This window comes from Microbulbifer sp. MI-G (genome assembly GCF_030440425.1).
GTDB classification, from domain to species: domain Bacteria; phylum Pseudomonadota; class Gammaproteobacteria; order Pseudomonadales; family Cellvibrionaceae; genus Microbulbifer; species Microbulbifer spongiae.
The window spans coordinates 2,534,994-2,550,900 of record NZ_CP098023.1 but is presented as its reverse complement, the minus strand read 5'-3'; the positions used below and the strand labels follow the sequence as shown (position 1 = coordinate 2,550,900).

The 15,907-nt window shown below is 54.3% G+C and carries 16 protein-coding genes, 3 tRNA genes, 1 pseudogene and 1 other annotated feature; of the genes and pseudogenes, 16 read left to right on the top strand and 4 right to left on the bottom strand.

The window, feature by feature from the left end; all coding sequences use genetic code 11:
* Positions 1–170 precede the first annotated feature (170 nt).
* Entirely contained in the window at positions 171–839 is a 669-nt protein-coding gene (locus tag M8T91_RS10755) for a hypothetical protein (protein ID WP_301414158.1), read from the top strand.
* A 287-nt stretch (positions 840–1,126) separates the two neighbouring features.
* Here the strand turns inward: M8T91_RS10755 and M8T91_RS10750 are convergent.
* Positions 1,127–2,343: pseudogene (locus tag M8T91_RS10750) on the bottom strand (IS3 family transposase).
* Positions 1,949–2,065, bottom strand: a sequence feature (AL1L pseudoknot). It overlaps the preceding pseudogene by 117 nt.
* Positions 2,344–2,438: 95 nt before the next feature.
* Between M8T91_RS10750 and M8T91_RS10745 the strand changes: the two are divergent.
* The 12 genes from M8T91_RS10745 (at position 2,439) to M8T91_RS10690 (ending at position 12,353) form a co-directional block, all read left to right on the top strand.
* Positions 2,439–2,654 (top strand): hypothetical protein, encoded by a 216-nt coding sequence (locus tag M8T91_RS10745; protein ID WP_301414157.1) that lies wholly within the window; start codon positions 2,439–2,441, stop codon positions 2,652–2,654.
* Between the two features lie 11 nt (positions 2,655–2,665).
* Positions 2,666–3,106, top strand: coding sequence for a hypothetical protein (locus tag M8T91_RS10740; RefSeq protein WP_301414156.1), 441 nt, complete (start codon positions 2,666–2,668; stop codon positions 3,104–3,106).
* Positions 3,096–3,689: a phage tail protein gene (locus M8T91_RS10735; RefSeq protein ID WP_301414155.1), complete on the top strand. Its 594-nt coding sequence runs from the start codon at positions 3,096–3,098 to the stop codon at positions 3,687–3,689. The genes M8T91_RS10740 and M8T91_RS10735 overlap by 11 nt, the downstream gene beginning before the upstream one ends.
* Positions 3,690–3,825: 136 nt before the next feature.
* A complete protein-coding gene (locus tag M8T91_RS10730; RefSeq protein ID WP_301414154.1) occupies positions 3,826–4,821 on the top strand; it encodes a terminase small subunit in 996 nt (331 codons plus the stop codon).
* Between the two features lie 3 nt (positions 4,822–4,824).
* Positions 4,825–5,214 carry a hypothetical protein gene (locus M8T91_RS10725; protein ID WP_301414153.1) on the top strand — a complete coding sequence of 130 codons (390 nt, stop codon included), beginning with the start codon at positions 4,825–4,827 and terminating at the stop codon, positions 5,212–5,214.
* Positions 5,214–10,118, top strand: a complete 4,905-nt coding sequence (locus tag M8T91_RS10720) for a hypothetical protein (RefSeq protein ID WP_301414152.1) — start codon at positions 5,214–5,216, stop codon at positions 10,116–10,118. The genes M8T91_RS10725 and M8T91_RS10720 overlap by 1 nt, the downstream gene beginning before the upstream one ends.
* Complete coding sequence (locus tag M8T91_RS10715; protein ID WP_301414151.1) at positions 10,072–10,269, top strand: hypothetical protein; 198 nt, start codon at positions 10,072–10,074, stop codon at positions 10,267–10,269. Before M8T91_RS10720 ends, M8T91_RS10715 begins: the two co-directional genes overlap by 47 nt.
* Positions 10,270–10,289: 20 nt before the next feature.
* The gene (locus tag M8T91_RS10710) at positions 10,290–10,655 is read left to right on the top strand and encodes a hypothetical protein (protein WP_301414150.1); all 366 of its coding nucleotides are present in this window, start codon (positions 10,290–10,292) and stop codon (positions 10,653–10,655) included.
* Positions 10,652–10,945 carry a hypothetical protein gene (locus M8T91_RS10705; RefSeq protein WP_301414149.1) on the top strand — a complete coding sequence of 98 codons (294 nt, stop codon included), beginning with the start codon at positions 10,652–10,654 and terminating at the stop codon, positions 10,943–10,945. The genes M8T91_RS10710 and M8T91_RS10705 overlap by 4 nt, the downstream gene beginning before the upstream one ends.
* A 208-nt stretch (positions 10,946–11,153) precedes the next feature.
* Positions 11,154–11,771, top strand: coding sequence for an ATP-binding cassette domain-containing protein (locus M8T91_RS10700; protein WP_301414148.1), 618 nt, complete (start codon positions 11,154–11,156; stop codon positions 11,769–11,771).
* Between the two features lie 144 nt (positions 11,772–11,915).
* The gene (locus M8T91_RS10695) at positions 11,916–12,116 is read left to right on the top strand and encodes a hypothetical protein (RefSeq protein ID WP_301414147.1); all 201 of its coding nucleotides are present in this window, start codon (positions 11,916–11,918) and stop codon (positions 12,114–12,116) included.
* 60 nt (positions 12,117–12,176) lie between these two features.
* A complete protein-coding gene (locus tag M8T91_RS10690; RefSeq protein WP_301414146.1) occupies positions 12,177–12,353 on the top strand; it encodes a hypothetical protein in 177 nt (58 codons plus the stop codon).
* Positions 12,354–12,644: 291 nt separating this feature from the next.
* Here M8T91_RS10690 and M8T91_RS10685 read toward each other — a convergent pair.
* The 3 genes from M8T91_RS10685 to M8T91_RS10675 form a co-directional block, all read right to left on the bottom strand.
* Positions 12,645–12,720: transfer RNA gene (locus tag M8T91_RS10685), tRNA-His, on the bottom strand.
* 112 nt (positions 12,721–12,832) lie between these two features.
* Positions 12,833–12,909, bottom strand: a tRNA-Arg gene (locus M8T91_RS10680).
* An 18-nt stretch (positions 12,910–12,927) separates the two neighbouring features.
* Positions 12,928–13,004 (bottom strand) — tRNA-Pro (locus M8T91_RS10675).
* A gap of 337 nt (positions 13,005–13,341) precedes the next feature.
* Between M8T91_RS10675 and folD the strand changes: the two genes are divergently transcribed.
* From folD to M8T91_RS10660, 3 genes are read left to right on the top strand one after another with little or no spacing between them, the layout of a single operon-like run.
* Positions 13,342–14,187, top strand: a complete 846-nt coding sequence (gene folD / locus M8T91_RS10670) for a bifunctional methylenetetrahydrofolate dehydrogenase/methenyltetrahydrofolate cyclohydrolase FolD (RefSeq protein WP_301414145.1) — start codon at positions 13,342–13,344, stop codon at positions 14,185–14,187.
* On the top strand, positions 14,180–14,884 hold the full coding sequence (gene rsuA, locus M8T91_RS10665; RefSeq protein ID WP_301414144.1) for a 16S rRNA pseudouridine(516) synthase RsuA: 705 nt from the start codon (positions 14,180–14,182) through the stop codon (positions 14,882–14,884). The genes folD and rsuA overlap by 8 nt, the downstream gene beginning before the upstream one ends.
* A gap of 5 nt (positions 14,885–14,889) precedes the next feature.
* Entirely contained in the window at positions 14,890–15,906 is a 1,017-nt protein-coding gene (locus tag M8T91_RS10660) for a class I SAM-dependent methyltransferase (protein ID WP_301414143.1), read from the top strand.
* Position 15,907: the final 1 nt, after the last annotated feature.

Genomic DNA, 15,907 nt, shown 5'->3' with positions numbered 1-15,907 from the left:
AATTGATTCCGGGGCAGTAATCAGGATAATAGTGGCTATGGTGATCAGTATATAAACATTATTAACTCGGCGGCTTTATAGCCATCCATCAAATGTATTTTGATACCAGAGGGTACTGCATCATTCAGAACTATATGGTCATCAGGTTAATAACTTAAAGAGAAATCATTGTGCAATTAACTTTTACTCGAAAACTTTTGAAGCTTTTACTTCTAAGTAGTTTGTGTCTAATTAAAAGTTGTGCGGCTACATATAATCAACTTAGTTCTGGATATATACCGCAACCGAATGAGGGTGTGGTCTTACTATCAATAACTGAAGTAGAGTACCCTGAAGGCCCTGAGAAACGGTGGTTTCCTATTGCTGGATTAACCCGATCAGGACATTTAGATAACGGAACATTGTCCAGCTATGATTATGGATACAATAGCTATGGAACACGAAACAATAACTCAGACAAATCAGACTTTTCTAGCAAGAGAAGTACAGTTATAGCAGTCCCGCTAGAGCCTGGGCGTTATGCCATTGATAGGTTTGGACTTCCCCTAAGCGGAACGTGGGAAAGGGTTGTTAAGAACTGGGAGTCGTTAGAGATAGACGTTATAGATGGTCAAATTTCTTATGTGGGTGAATTCAAAGTCTGGGTAAGCGAGACCGAGTCTTTCGCTGGAAAGCCTATTCCCCTTATACAAAAAGTTACACTTGCTAATTCTATGCAGACAGACTTTGATTTTATCGTTAAGGATAACAAAATGCTGAACTCTATGAAGTTAGTTCAAAGCCCAATCTTCTTATCAGAAGAGCGCCAGGAGGTAGAATTGTGGCCAAAGAATTTCTAGTTGCCGCTGTTCAGCAGCTAAGCAGCCTTTGTGCACAGTGTTAAGTATCAATAACCTAATGACTAGAAAACTAACGAAAAAAAGAATACGCATTATCTAAGTGGCTACTTGAGCATGGCAATGAAGATGCTGCCCAGTTTATTGGGCAACTAGAGCAGGCTGAGGCTACTGAGTGGAAATGCAAATGCGGTTGTGCGAGCTTCAATTTTAAGATTAGAGGTCTGCCAAAAGCAGAGCCGGGAGTGCATTGAATCACCCCGAGTTTGTCGGAGGCAATTTGATTTGAGTCATGCCGCTTGGGCAGACTCGGTTTGTTGATAATACAGGTTTTCGTATTCAGCTGGAGGCATATCGCCAATTGGCCCAAGAATGCGGCGATGGTTAAACCAGTCGACCCAGGTCAAGGTTGCATGTTCAACCTCATCCAGCCCTTTCCAGGGACCTGCCCTGTGGATGACCTCCGCCTTGAATAAACCGTTGATGGCTTCTGCCAGTGCGTTGTCGTAGGAGTCGCCGACACTGCCGACTGACGCCTGAAAACCCGCCTCACTAAGCCGCTCGGTATATCGAATTGACAGGTACTGACTACCTCGATCACTGTGATGGGTAACGCCACGGGGCTTACCTCGTACCCACAGTGCCTGCTCCAGAGCATCAAGCACAATGTCGGTTTGAAGGCTCTTTAATACGCGCCAGCCAACAATGTGGCGGGAGAATACGTCGACAACGAATGCGACATAAACAAAACCAGACCAAGTTGCGACATAGGTTATGTCGGCCACCTAAAGCTGGTTGGGGCGCTCTGCCGTAAACTCGCGATTCACCAGATCCAGCGGCTTATCGGCCAGCTCATCCGGGATAGTCGTAACGCAACGTTTGCCTCTTCGAACACCTTCCAATTGCAGTACCTTCATCAGCCGTTCAACTGTGCAGCGGGCGACCTTTACGTCTTCACGGTTAAGCTGCTTCCAGACCTTGCGTGCACCATAGACGCGGTGGTTTTCTTCGTAGATCCGCTGGATCTCAGGCTTCAGCTCATCGTCACGTTGAGCGCGCGCACAGCGTTGCTCTGGATTGGCCTGTAGATGCTTGCAGCGGTAAAAGGTCGACGGTGCAATCGGCAGAACCTCACAGATTGACTCGACACCGTGCGCCTCACGTTCCTGGTCAATGAATGCCACCATTACTTCGGTTTGCGGTCGAGCTCCGCCTGGGCGAAAAAAGCGGCAGCCTTGCGCAAGATCTCGTTAGCGCGCTTCAGCTCACGGACTTCGCGCTCCAGCTCTTTGAGGCGGGCTGCGTCGCTGCTGGTGGTGCCGGGTTTAGTACCATTGTCGACTTCCATCTTGTTGACCCATGATCGTAGGGTCTCGGGTGTGCAGCCGATCTTGGAAGCGATAGATGTGATCGCTGCCCAGCGTGATTGGTGCTCGTGCTCGCCGGTCAACACCATGCGAACTGCGCGTTCCCGTACTTCGGGGGAGTATCCAGGTCGTTTGCTCATTGGCTAATTCTCTCAAGAAAGTTAGCCTCCGAGAAACCCGGGGTGATTCAACCGGCCACTGAGCCGGTTTTTTTACGCCTGGAGAAAATGACCCCATGAACGGACAGGAAGCCGGAAGTGCCACAGTAACCGTTGCGGGCGTGGGCCTGACACAAACCCCAGCCACTCCACTGCAGATGCTGGGGGTGGTTATTGCCATGCTTGGCCTGGTGTGGAACGTGTACGCAGTGGTTACCCGCAATCGGCACAACCGCTTTATACGCGAGCAGCACCAGCAAAATAGAAACAGTAAACCCAACAATTCTGCTTAGGAGCTGATGCTATGGGTATATGGTCTCGCCTTTGGGGGAGTGAGAAAGCGCTGGAGAAAGGGGCGGATGCCCTGATCAAAACCGGCGATGCCCTGTTTTATACAGCCGAGGAGAAAGCGACAGACAGTGCCGAGCGCAGTGTGCGGGTGCGTGAATTCCTGCTGCAGTGGATCAAATCCACCAGCGGGCAGAACATCGCCCGCAGATTGATCGCGCTGTCGTTTACAGGGGTTTATCTGCTGCTGGCACTGGTGGTGTGCGTCTTATCAATATGGGCAGCTCTGACCGATCCGGACCAGGGTGCCACCACATTGGTTGCCGCAGCCTCTGCAGCGGAGGAGGCACTGGCACGCATCACTTACCCGCAAGGGTTGATTATGATTTTCTATTTTGCACCTACCAAGATCGGCGAAGCCCTGGCTACCTACAAGGGGCGGGCGGGTGCAAATTAAGCACGACCTGGACCAGCTGGAGAAAAAGCTGGGCAAGATGGAGCGCGGATTGATTCCAAAGGCCGCGAGCCAGGCGATCAACAAATCCCTGCGCTCAGTCAACACCGCCGCCATCAGGGCCGTGTCCGAAGAGACCACGATCAAGCAGAAAGAGATCCGGCAGGACCACGAGCTGCAGCTGGCCAATCGCAACCGCCTGCATGGGGTGGTGGATGCCAAGAAGGCCCGTGCCCGCAACCTGATTCATTCTGTGCGCCCCAGCCTGCGCAAGCCCAACCATTTCAATGCCCGCAACAAGCGCGGCGGTTACAGGGCGCCGGGGGTGAAAGCCAAGGCCTGGGGTAAAACCAAGGTCTACCGCGGCTCATTTATCCAGCGTGTCAGCAATGGTGAGCTCCTGGTGTTGGCGCGCAAGGATAAGACCGGACCACGAGGCGGCACAACCAAGGGGCTGATTGGCCCCAGCCCGCGGGGTACCTTTAAGAGTCAGCGCCTGCAGCGGGTCATGGAACGCCAGGCCCGCGAGCGATTCCGTGTTGAACTCACCCGCTCCATCAATAACGAGCTGCGCAAGCTCCAGTGATCATATCCGTTACCACAAACCGCTGCGGGTCCTTCCCGGAGGCCCGCCTATACGGGGGTCGCAGCTCGCGAGATTTGGGTATTTATGAGGAATTTTTTTTGGGGGTTTGTTGTTTATCATTGGGAGATAGGAGCAGATGGAAAATAGGAAAAAACCTCGTAAAAAACAGACTAAAAGCGCTCGCTCAGAGAACGTCAAAAACAGCGTGAATGGTAAACAAAGCACCCCTTCGACCGTCAAGGATTGTTTACTGAACCGGCGACAGATGTGCGAGAGCCTGGGGATCAGTGGGCCGGGGTTTGATCGCTGGGGGGTAGAGCCGGTCGAGCGTATCGGCAACCAATCGTTTTATGACGTGCGCAGTGTGCTGGATAACCGGATTGAGGCGGCACTGCACCGGCAGCAGCAGGAGCACCCGGACCCTTTGAGCGGCGAGGACCTTGATCCAATACAGGAGCAGGCCCGCCTGGCCAAGGAGAAAGCCGACGCCCAGGCACTGAAAAATGCAATCACACGGGGTGAGCAGATCCCGGCTGAGGCGGCTGCACTGATCTTTGGCCGGGTCGCCGCGGAGATGGCGGCCATACTGGATTCCCTGGAGGCCAATATCAACAGCAGCAAGCACCGCTGGAAAGCCTTTTCCGGTGCTATGGATATGATGCTGGGGGTTTCCAATACCGGCAGTAAAAAACTGTTCAAACTCCAGAAAACCCTGAGCCTGGCCAAAGCCGTCGCCACCCTGCCCAGTGCGGTGATTGAATCCTTTCATAACTCCGGTGGTTATCCCTGGGGTATTCCCGCTGCAGCGGCGATGGCCGCAGCGGGTGCCGCGCAGATTGCCCAGATCAAAAGCACGAATTTTTCCGGGGGCAGTAGGGGTGGGGGCAGCGTCAGCGGTGGCGGTGCCCCGACCGCTGCACCGCCGTCACGGGGCAACAGCCTGGACGGTATCAACCAGTTCGCCAGCAATGACATCCAGCAGCCACAGTCGCTGAACCAGATCATTATTCAGGGCGATGTCATTGGTGATAGCAGCGAACGATTTATAGAGGACATCCAAACCAGGATGGAAAACGGGGATCTGTTGCTTTTTAGCAACAATAGTCGTCAAGCCCAGGAACTGAAGGGGTGAGCCATGTTGATTACATTTATCCCCACCCGCCTGGTCACCGGCGGCGACGGCAAGCTGGAAATTGGTTTGCAGCAATACGACAGTCACGATCAAGCCGAGGGCAAGGAACATAAAGCCCTGTCCGGTTATACGGAACACACGGCCTATCGTATCGAGCGTCACTCCATATGCCGCACACTGCCCGTCCGGCTGACCCGGGCGCAGTTGGATCAATGGCGCGAGTTCGCGGCCAGTTGTGCCTTCGGTGAATTCTTTACCTTCGATGCCCTCGGCACCGAGGCCGCGCCAGACAACCCGCAAACCGTGCAGCTGAAATTCAAATCCTTCAAGGAAAAACGTTTGCCCGGCCAACTGTTCGAGTTTGGCTTTACCACCATTCAAGTGATTGCCTGATGCGTAACAACTCCGAAATTTTTGATCTGCATAACCAGTCCCCCCAGCGCCCGCTGCGCCTGGTGGTGGAGATCGGCTACGACCTGCCGCTGTATATTACCTCGCACCGGGATATTCCCGGCCTGCCCGCCAATGCCATTCTCGGGGCTTTAAAAAAATGCTCGGCCACCAGCCAGCGCCTGTTGCCGGAGCAGGGCAGGGCGGAGATCGGCAGCATCCAGTTTGAGGTGGTGGATATCGCCGGCCAGCTCTCCTATGTACTGCGCGACGAACTGGAACAGGGCAACGGTATCAAGGGCCGCACCGTACGCCTGTACCAGGGTTTTGCGGGACTCAATTGGGAGGATTACCGCCTGGAGCAAACCCAGATTGCCGAGGAATCCGTTGCGTATAGCGAAGGGGTGTACCGGGTGCGCTGCCGGGACATCCAGCGGGAGATGCGCCGGGAACTGTTTGTACCCAACAGCACGCGCCTGGCTGCGGATTTTGCCAAAACCGCCAGCACCCTGCGGGTGTTCGACACCAGCCATTTTGAACCCAATCCCCATACCGCCGCCTATGGGGATGCCCCTAACCAATCCGTGTATTACCTGAAAATCCAATACCAGGACGGCTTTGAAATTGTGCGCGCCAGTGGCAAAACCGCCAACCGTTTTACCGGCTGTGCCCGCGGCCTGTTCGGCACCTATGCCCGCGATCATGGGGTGCCCACCGACAACGACGACGAGCGCGGGATTGCGGTGGAGGAATTTATCTACCTGGAAGGGCCGGGCCCGCAACTGGCCTATGCCCTGCTCACAGGTCTTGTACTCGGCACCAATCATACCTTGCCCGCTAATTGGCACCTGGGTATCGATCCCGCCCTGGTGGTGCGCGACGAGTTTGAACATATCGGCGCGGACTGGTACCAGCCCGGGGATCATAGCAAGGGTAAAATACTCAGATTTGACGGTCTGGAAAAAACCGACGGTAAACAGTTTATCGAGACCGAGATTAATTTATTGCTCGGTGCCTTTATGCCGGTCAATGCCGCCGGGCAGCTGGGCCTGCGCCGTATGGCCGGGGTACTGGCCAATGCCGCCACCGTGGCCACCATTACCGCGGACGAGGTTACCCGGGTCGGCGAACTGAAATACCACCTGGCCGGCGTGTGCAATGTATTTGCGATTCACTGGAGCTGGTTCGAGCAACCGGGCTTTGAGGGCAAATTCCTGCGTGCGAATAATTTGATTGATGCCGACTCCATTGCCGTACACGGCGAAGCCAAACCCCACACCCTGAAATTCCGCGGCCTGCACAACACCCGCCACACCTACACCACCATTAAAAACACCTTCGACGCCCTGCGCGATCGCTTTGCCGGCCCGCCGTTGAGCCTGCGCCTGCAACTGCTGCCCAGCAATAACGACCTGGAGGTGGGGGATATCGTCAGGGTCACCCTGCCGCAGTTGCGGGATCATTCACAGGAGGTGGCCGACGGTATTCTGGACCGCGCCATGGAAATCCAGCGCCTCAGTGTGGACCAGGTTTCCGGTGCGGTATCGGTGGACCTGTTTGGCAGCTACCAGCCCGCGGCGATGATTGGTGATCAGCCTGACAGCACCGGTGCGGAACTGCCGGACAGCTGGTATAGCGCCGAAGGCACCGCCATGACCGCTGCCGGTGTCAGTATCGACAGCAGCGGGTTTTTAACTGCGGATGGCAGCCTGGCCGGCAACCCCAATAGCCGCGTGATCTACTACCACCTCGGCGACCTGACTATCCCTGCCGGGCGCACCCTCAGTGTCAGTGATAATGTGGAACTGCGGGTGCGTGGGGTATTGCAGATCGACGGCACCCTGCGCGGTACGCCCAGCAATGGCGGGCGGGGTTTTCTCGGCTCCTGTCGCGGCGGCTTCGGGCGGGTGGTCGGCAAACACATTGCCGGGTATATTTTTGAGAAAAGCCGCGGCAGGGTAGTGACCGGGCGCAATCAGGTGATGCCACCGCTGAATATCACCAACGAGGGCGGGGAACTGCAGGGCATACCCCATGATCTGCGCGGCACTGGCGGTGCCCGTGGTGGCAATTCCTTTCGCTATTTACGCAACGATCCAAGTTATGAGCCGGCGGGGTTCGGCGGTCCTGGTGGCAGCGGCGGCGCCGGCCTGGCGGTGATCGCCCGCGGTATCGCGTTGGGTGTCTCCGGCAAAATCGACAGCTCCGGTGGCGATGGTGGCCCCGGTCGCGGTGTTGGGCTAAGGCCCATCCCCGGTGGCAGCGGCGGTGGCGGTGCCCCCGGCGCTGTGGTGCTGCTGGTGGACGGCACCGGCAATCCCATGCCGGTGCTCAGCAACAATAAACTCATTGCCTGCTACGGCCACAGTCCTGACACCCCCGGCAGTGCCGGGCTGGGGGATCACTGCCTCGGCACCAGTGCCGCGCGGCTTCTGTTCGTCCCCAAATCCCGCATCCCCTACGACGACTACCAGGACCCGGCCCTGGATCCCGGTGTGCAACAGGCCATGGATGCCGCTGCCGAGGCCCAGGCCGATGCCACTGCAGCACTGGCGGATCTGGATAATATCGCCGCGGACGGCTTGCTGCACCAGAGTGAAAAGCTACAGATTATCCGCGAGTACGCGCAACTGCTGGCACAGCAGGCAGGGCTGGAAAACCAGGCCGACGGCGCCGGCCTGACCACGGAAAAAGCCGACTACAGTGGCAACCTGGCCGCGCTCACCAGTTATCTCGGCGGCCTGATACCTGCCTGGGACAATACCAGCGCAGATACCCCCATCAGCCGCACGCTTTGGAATGCCAACTGGCAGGCGGCGTACCATGCCCGCAACACCCTGCTGGACGCCATTGCGCAACAGGCCCGCGAAGCCGGCATGCTCGGCGCCGCGCTGCAATTTAAATGGGACCGCAGACCGCTGGGATTGAGCTGGCCCACCAGTACAAACTATGCCGGCGGTACCAAATACACCTTTAACGCCAGTGCCGGGCGCGGCTATCTGCATGTGCTGGCCAATGATGCCGAGGGCGGTGCCCGGGTGGGTCTTAACGGCCGCGAAGTGGGTGTGATGCGCGGTGACAATGGTGTTACCCAATGGTACAGCTTCCCGATCACGCTGGTGGCGGGCGTCAATGAGCTTTCCGTGTGGGACAGTCTCGCTGATGGCGGCAGCTACGGTGGTCTGGTGGTCACCCTCGGTGGCAGTGGCGACCCGGAGGCACTGCTGGATGCCTCTGTGGCCGACGCCAGGGCCGCCGCCGCCGAAGCCGCCGCAAGCGATGCCCAGGCCGATGCCACCGAAGCACTGGCCGACTTAAATACAATTGCCGCAGACGGCAAGCTGCATCCGGGGGAAAAGCCCCGGGTTATCCGCGAGTACCATCAACTGCTCGCGGAGCAGGCCGGTATTGAAAGCCAGGCGAACCGTTACGGTATTACCAGCGAGAAAACCGCCTACAGTGGTGCCATTACCGCCCTGTCGGATTATCTCGGCGGCACCGGCTGGGACAATACCGGCACGGTTACCACCATCAATCGCAGCACCTGGGATAATAAATGGCAGGGGGTGTACACCCAGCGACAGGCACTGCTCAATAAAATCGATCAGCTTGCCGGTTCCCAGGCAGACTGGGACAAAATCTACGGAACCAATAAACCGGAGGACGGTGCCACCGTGGGTGCCACGGCTGCAGAGCGAGCGCAGTTTCGCACCACGCGCCACACCTTTCTGGAAGCTTTCGAAACGTCTGACTGGATGAACGCCTGGACCCGCTACGGTGGCGCAGGTGAGATGGCTGTTGGCGGTGGCTTGACGATTTTAGGTGGTCGGAGCGCCCTATTGGGCAATAATACAGACAATGATACCGTAGGCATTCACCACAAGGATCTGATCCCGTTTGATCCCAACAAGCTCTACCGGCTGGAGATACGCCTCTATAAATACCCAGATGCCGATCCAAACCGCATTATGTATCTGGGTGTGATGGGGTTTGATTCCAATCGAAACTACTGCAGTATCACCGGGGCAAATTCCGCTTCCTCACAGCATTATATGATTGCCAGTGGCCACAATGCCGCCCACGCGTGGATCAGGTATATTGGTTACATTAAAGGTAATGCACCGGGTAACGCCTCCTACAGCGGCGCCTTGGGGGCCAACCATATTGGCAGCCCTGCCAGGTTGCACGCCAATGTGCGTTATTTCTCGCCGCTGATTCTGGTCAACTACGGAGCCACCGGCAGAACCCTGATCGACTACGTCAAGATCGACGTGGTGGAAGTGCAGGACCAGCGCAACCTGCCGTTAATCCAGTCTTCCATTGGTAGTCTGCCTACCAGTTCTGCCGTGCTCTCTGCAGCCGATGTCGGGAGTACCGCCAGAATCTCCATTGCTGCGCACACGCTACAGTTTGGTTTTGGCTCCCGGAGTTATAACGCCGGCAGTATTAGTGGTTTGTCGTTCCGCACAAAGTATTACGTCTACTGCGATGACCCCGACCTCAAGGGCGGCACTGTTACCTATAAAGCCACCACCAGATTCTCCACGCTCACAGCCAGCACCTGGCGCCGCCCGGTAGGCACCATCACAACCCCTGCCAATGGCGGTGGTGGCACGATACCGAAAGATCCCTGGTGCGTGGCGGCCGGCACCTGGCTTAAGGAAAAACTACAGGCGGATCATTGCAAAGCGGGGGATCTGATCGACTGCTGGGATATTGGCGATAGCGATACCCACCTGGCGCCCATTCACAAAGTTAAACCTCAGGACGAAGTGCCTTGTGTACTACTCACCATGGCAAGCGGTGCCCAGTTGATCTGCAGCCGGGAAACCCCAGTGACCGATAACACCGGTCAAATATATGAAGCTCAACATTGCCAGGGGGGTAACACTGGGTGTACTGCATGAAGAGGAACCGCTTACCTGGGAAACCGTCGAGCGGGTGGAATGTGCCGGCCTGCGCACCGTGTACAAGATCAGCGTGGGCAATATCAGCTATGCCGCCGGTGTGGACAGAGCGCACCGGGTTATTACCCACAACGGAGCCCACAAGCCCTAATAGCTAATTAAGGAAGCAACATGATTGAATACATACAAGCCAGCGGTATCAGCAATGTCGGAGAAGACGAGCACTTTTATGAGCTGACCACTGGCATCTATATCGGTGATATTGTGCGTATCTCGCAGGTACGTAACCCAATCGATCTGGACCAGGACGGCAGCCCCGACCAGTTTGCCTACAAGATGATCGGTGCCTTCGTCACCACAGATAACCAGGTGCGCAACAATGCCGCCGGCACACCCTGGCAAACCCCCGGCAAGGTAGAAACCCTGCAGGCCTCTGCTGTGGCTGAGGGTATCGAGAACGAAGAGGTCAATAAAGGAGCCTGGCGTATGGAGTGCATTCAGCGCACGGTAAATCTGCGGGTGGTGATTGGGGAGTGAAAGGGCTTTTGCATGAACGCTTGAAAGAAGTGAACCAGTTGACAGCCGAACTGAGAGATATAAGAGGCCGGGAAAAGGCAGAGTTCGTCACTGAGCACCACGACATACTGGCCCAGCGTCGTCCACTGAACCAAGCCAGCCGCCGTTTGAGTGAATTGCGCAAGCGGCGCGAGCGTATTATTGCTGAGAATATTCCTCCCAAAGCCAAGCAGCTAAAACTGGATGTGATTCAGAAGAAAATCAATGCGGTGGCAGCCAAGGCTTCGAAAAGGTTCGAGGCGGCTTTTTAGCAGGCCGACTGTACGCACTTGGTGATACGGAATAAAAAACCGGCGACCGATTGCAGCCTCTCTAGACGAATATTAAGCTGAATCCCTTGGTCTTGGAGCTGTCGCTGTAATGATTCGTAATTCAATCCTATTGACTACATTGTCACAAAAAAGTAAAAAAGTAGGCCATAAAAATAAGCTGTAGTTAAGCTGTAGTAAGGAAGTTGTGGTGCCAGGATTGTTCCGCCAGCAAGTCATGGAAAAACAAGCAGACCGACTGCACGGTGAGATTCTGCTTTTGCCCCGTCTTTCACACACTATCATTTTGTCATTGCTTTTAGCCTGGGTGGTTGCCGTTATTATCTGGCTTGCTGGCAGTCACTATGCCCGGAAGGAAAGCGTAAGTGTCAACTTTACCATTGAGCCTGGTGAAACCGTTGCGATAGTTGGTCCCAGTGACTGTGGCAAGACCACACTGCTCAAATGTCTGATGGGCTTGCTGGAGCCGACCGAAGGGGAAATCCTGATTGATGGCCGTCCCCTAAAGCAACTGCCAAATTATCGCAGCCAAATTGCCGGTGTTATGCAGGACGATCAATTGCTCGCTGGAACTGTCGGTGACAATATCGCCTGTTTCGAGCCTCAGGTAGATCTCCAACGTATAGTCCACTGCGCGAATATGGCGTGTATCCATGAAGAAATTATGCGTATGCCCATGGAATACAATACCCTTGTTGGTGATATGGGAACCAGCCTTAGCGGCGGTCAAAAGCAAAGAATTGTGCTGGCGCGCGCCTCGCATCCTGTTCATGGACGAAGCAACCAGTCATCTGGACATGGCGAATGAATCGCTGGTTAACCAGCATATTCAGCAGCTCGCCATTACCAGAATATTGGTTGTTCATAGACCGGAAACGGTTAGGTCTGCAGGGAGGCAGATAAATCTAGCTGACAATAAGTTGGCATAACCCTTAATTTAGAGGAAAATAAAATGAAAGAACTTACTATGAATGAAATTGAACAGGTAAGTGGTGGGGTTAGTAATGATGCTGCTTACGGCGCATCTGTTGGAGTAGCTGGAGGTCTATTGGCTCTTGGACTAACTGTTACGGCACCTGTTTGGGGTACTGCGGCACTTCTTGGCGGTTCAATTTTCGCTTCAGCCATGGCTATTCAATATGCGATGAAGTAGATATTACGGCGTGGCCTTGATTAAAGGCCACGTCTCAAGCATGAAAAAAGGAGTGAGAATATGAAAGAAAAACCGATATACCCCACTGCACTAACCATAGCTTTATCAGCAGTAGCATTAGGAATTTTAATGTTGGCTGGTGTAGTCAAACAAAGTGAATCAGGCTGGGTGTTTTTGTCAACTTTTCTTGTGGCAAATTTATCTCTTTGGTTAAGTAGAAAAAAGAAAGGTTCTTAAGAAATTTTGTTGAAAAATTTCTGCAAGTAAGTAGCTTCCAATAAGTGCATAAGTAGCCAATTATTATGGCTCTCTATGGATTCCGGCGTGTTAACAGGCTCTAGGGCGCAGTGAATTTTGGGGCAGTGAAATATAAAAGATCAGAGGTCCCCCCCCGCTTATTTGCTATTTCAGGCCAGCTAAAAGTCGATTAGGGGGTAAAATTCGTACACTGCATTCGTACATTGTGCCAAAAATGAAAAAACCCTCCGAAGGGAAGGGTTTTTAATTGCCTGATTTTAAAGGCTTATTTGGGGTGGCCGACGGGGATTGAACCCGCGACCTCAGGAGCCACAATCCTGTGCTCTACCAACTGAGCTACGGCCACCATAACAGTGATATGCTTCAGTACTTTGTGGCGGTACTGAAATACCGGGTCAAACTCGCACCAGACTGGCGAGGGCCAAGCCCTTTATGCCAAACCAGAACCACCTGGAAGGTGGCACGCCCGGCAGGACTCGAACCTGCGACCATCCGCTTAGAAGGCGGATGCTCTATCCAGCTGAGCTACGGGCGCAAGGTAAAACCGGCTGATTGGTCGGGGCAGAGGGATTCGAACCCCCGACATCCTGCTCCCAAAGCAGGCGCGCTACCAGACTGCGCTATGCCCCGCATACCAACTCTTCGCATCTATTCAATCTATATTACCCTCTGCACAGAGGCTTTGCAGACTGAGTTGCCGGCGAAGTGCGCGCATAGTACTGCCCACCTCCTCAGGAGTCAACGCCTCTAAACTATTATTTTTTAAGAGGTTTATTCTATTGCTCATCAAAGCCCGGAAGTGACGAAATTATTTTCAACCTATGCGAAAATAGCAGATTATGCGATTTTGACCGGGCAGCTTGTCAATCCGCTCTGAAATCCGCTTTGTCAGTCCCCTCTAGTAAGAGGGCTTTGAGGCAGATTCCGGTCTATAGCACATGACCTGTTAATGATTGAGATAGCATCTATGTCTGCACTGATTCTGGACGGCAAGGCTCTGGCACAGAAAACTGAGGAGGCACTCTCAGTTCGAGTAGCCGCACTTAAGGAAAAAAGTGGTGGCCAAACGCCTATCCTGGCGACCATCCTGGTTGGCAATGACCCCGCCTCCGCCACTTACGTGAAGATGAAGGGCAATGCCTGCCATCGCATTGGCATGGGTTCCATGCAGGTTGAGTTGCCTTCCTCTACTACTACTGAGCAACTGCTTACCAAGATCGAAGAACTCAATAGCAACCCCAACGTCCATGGCATTCTGTTGCAGCACCCGGTGCCGGCGCAGATTGAAGAGCGCGCTTGCTTCGACGCTATCAGCCTGGAAAAGGATGTGGACGGTGTGACCTGCCTGGGTTTCGGGCGTATGGCGATGGGTGAGAAAGCCTATGGCTGTGCGACACCCAAAGGCATTATGCGCCTGCTGGAGGCCTACGATATTGCGCTGGAAGGCAAGGATGCTGTGGTTGTCGGTCGCAGCCCTATCCTGGGCAAGCCCATGGCGGCTATGCTGCTTAATGCCAATGCTACAGTCACTATCTGCCATTCCCGTACCCATAATCTGCCCGGGCATATCCTTCGTGCAGATATCGTGGTAGGGGCTGTGGGCAAGCCGGAGTTCATCAAGGCGGAATGGATCAAGAATGGTGCGGTTGTGGTGGATGCCGGTTATCACCCGGGTGGTGTGGGTGATATTGAGCTGGGGCCGCTCACCCAGCGCGTAGCCGCTTATACTCCGGTTCCAGGTGGTGTTGGTCCTATGACTATTAATACTCTTATTTATCAGACCGTTGACTCTGGTGAACGCAAGATTGGCTAGCCCGATTCGATTGGACAAGGCAGTTAGCCAGGTAACCGGTCTCTCCCGCTCCGATGCCAAGCGCGCGGCTAAGGCACAGCGGATTAGCGTGAATGATCAAGTGGTGACTGACCCAACGGTCAAGGTGCAGGCAAGCGATTCTTTGTGCCTGGATGGCGTGCCTTTACTGAAGCCGGGACCTCGCTATATTATGCTGAACAAACCTATGGGTTATGTAAGCGCCACAAAAGATCCCAAACATCCAACGGTGCTCGATTTAATTGAGGAGCCAAACACAGGCAGGCTGCATATCGCCGGGCGCCTGGATATCGATACCACCGGACTGGTACTACTGACCGATGATGGCCAGTGGTCTCACAAGGTGACCTCACCTAACCATCACTGTGCAAAGACCTATCACGCCCAGTTGGCAGACAAGATTGAGGCGATGGCGGTGGCAAAGTTTGCCAAGGGCATTTGGCTGAATAGCGAAAGGAGGAGAACTAGGCCTGCCAAGCTTCAGATACTCCTTGCCAATGAAGCCCGTGTTACTATCGGTGAAGGTCGCTACCATCAGGTTAAGCGAATGTTTGCGGCCCTGGGTAACAAAGTCTTGGCACTGCATCGGGAAAAAATTGGCGATATCTCCCTGGATGAAACGCTCGGGGAAGGTGAATACCGCTTTCTTACCCCAGATGAAATCGCTTCGGTAAAGTAATTAGCATGTCAGCCCTTCTACTCCAGGAGCTGCTCAAGGCCCCAAGGGAAACTTTGTGGATCGCCGATGAAAACAGTAAGCCTCTCCTGCAGCCGGGATTTCATTTCAATGGTGATTTACTCACCAACCGCTGGGATATTGCTGGATTGGCGGAGGGTATAGCCGCACGCAGCTTTTTTAACGACTTTCACTTCGAGGAATTGAGCCGCAGCTATCGCCGCATTGTTTATCAGGTATCCAAGGAAAAGGCGGTTGTTCACCACATCATCAATCAGGCCCCGCGGTTTCTTGGTGAGGGTGGTGAGCTGGTACTGCTGGGAGAAAAACAAAGTGGTATTAAAAGCTACGCGGCAAAAGCAGCTGAGCGCCTTGGTACCGCCAAACAATTGCAGAAGCACGGCAATGACTATTCCAGTATCAATCGTATTATTCATGCGAATGGCGGGAAATTGATCGGAGAGCTGGACTACTCCCGGTTGCGCAGCCTGCCTGAGCTTGGCGGTCTGTACAGCAAACCGGGACTGTTTGGCTGGAACAAGATTGATAAAGGCAGTGCGTTACTCGCCCGGCAATTCACCACAGAACTGCCTAGGGAGGGCGCCCGCATTGTGGACCTGGGTTGTGGGTATGGTTATCTCAGTATTCAATTGGCATCACGGGGTAACTTCCATTTTACCGCAACTGACAATAATGCTGCCGCTTTGCTCGCTTGTAAACAGAATTTCCGCACACGGGGTTTGACCGGTGTCGTCACACCCTCTGATGCCGGTGCCGAACTTGATTGTGGCATCGCTGATCTGGTGCTGTGTAACCCCCCATTCCACCAGGGGTTCCAAGTGGAGGCAGGGCTGACTAATCGTTTCTTACAGAACAGCGCCCGGCTTTTGAAATCAACCGGAACAACGCTTTTTGTGGTGAATGCGTTTATCTCTTTAGTGGAAAAAGGCTTGCGCTACTATTCAGATGTGCAGCTGATGTGTCAAGAAAATGGTTTCTGTGTCTACAGGCTGCGTCTTTGTTAGA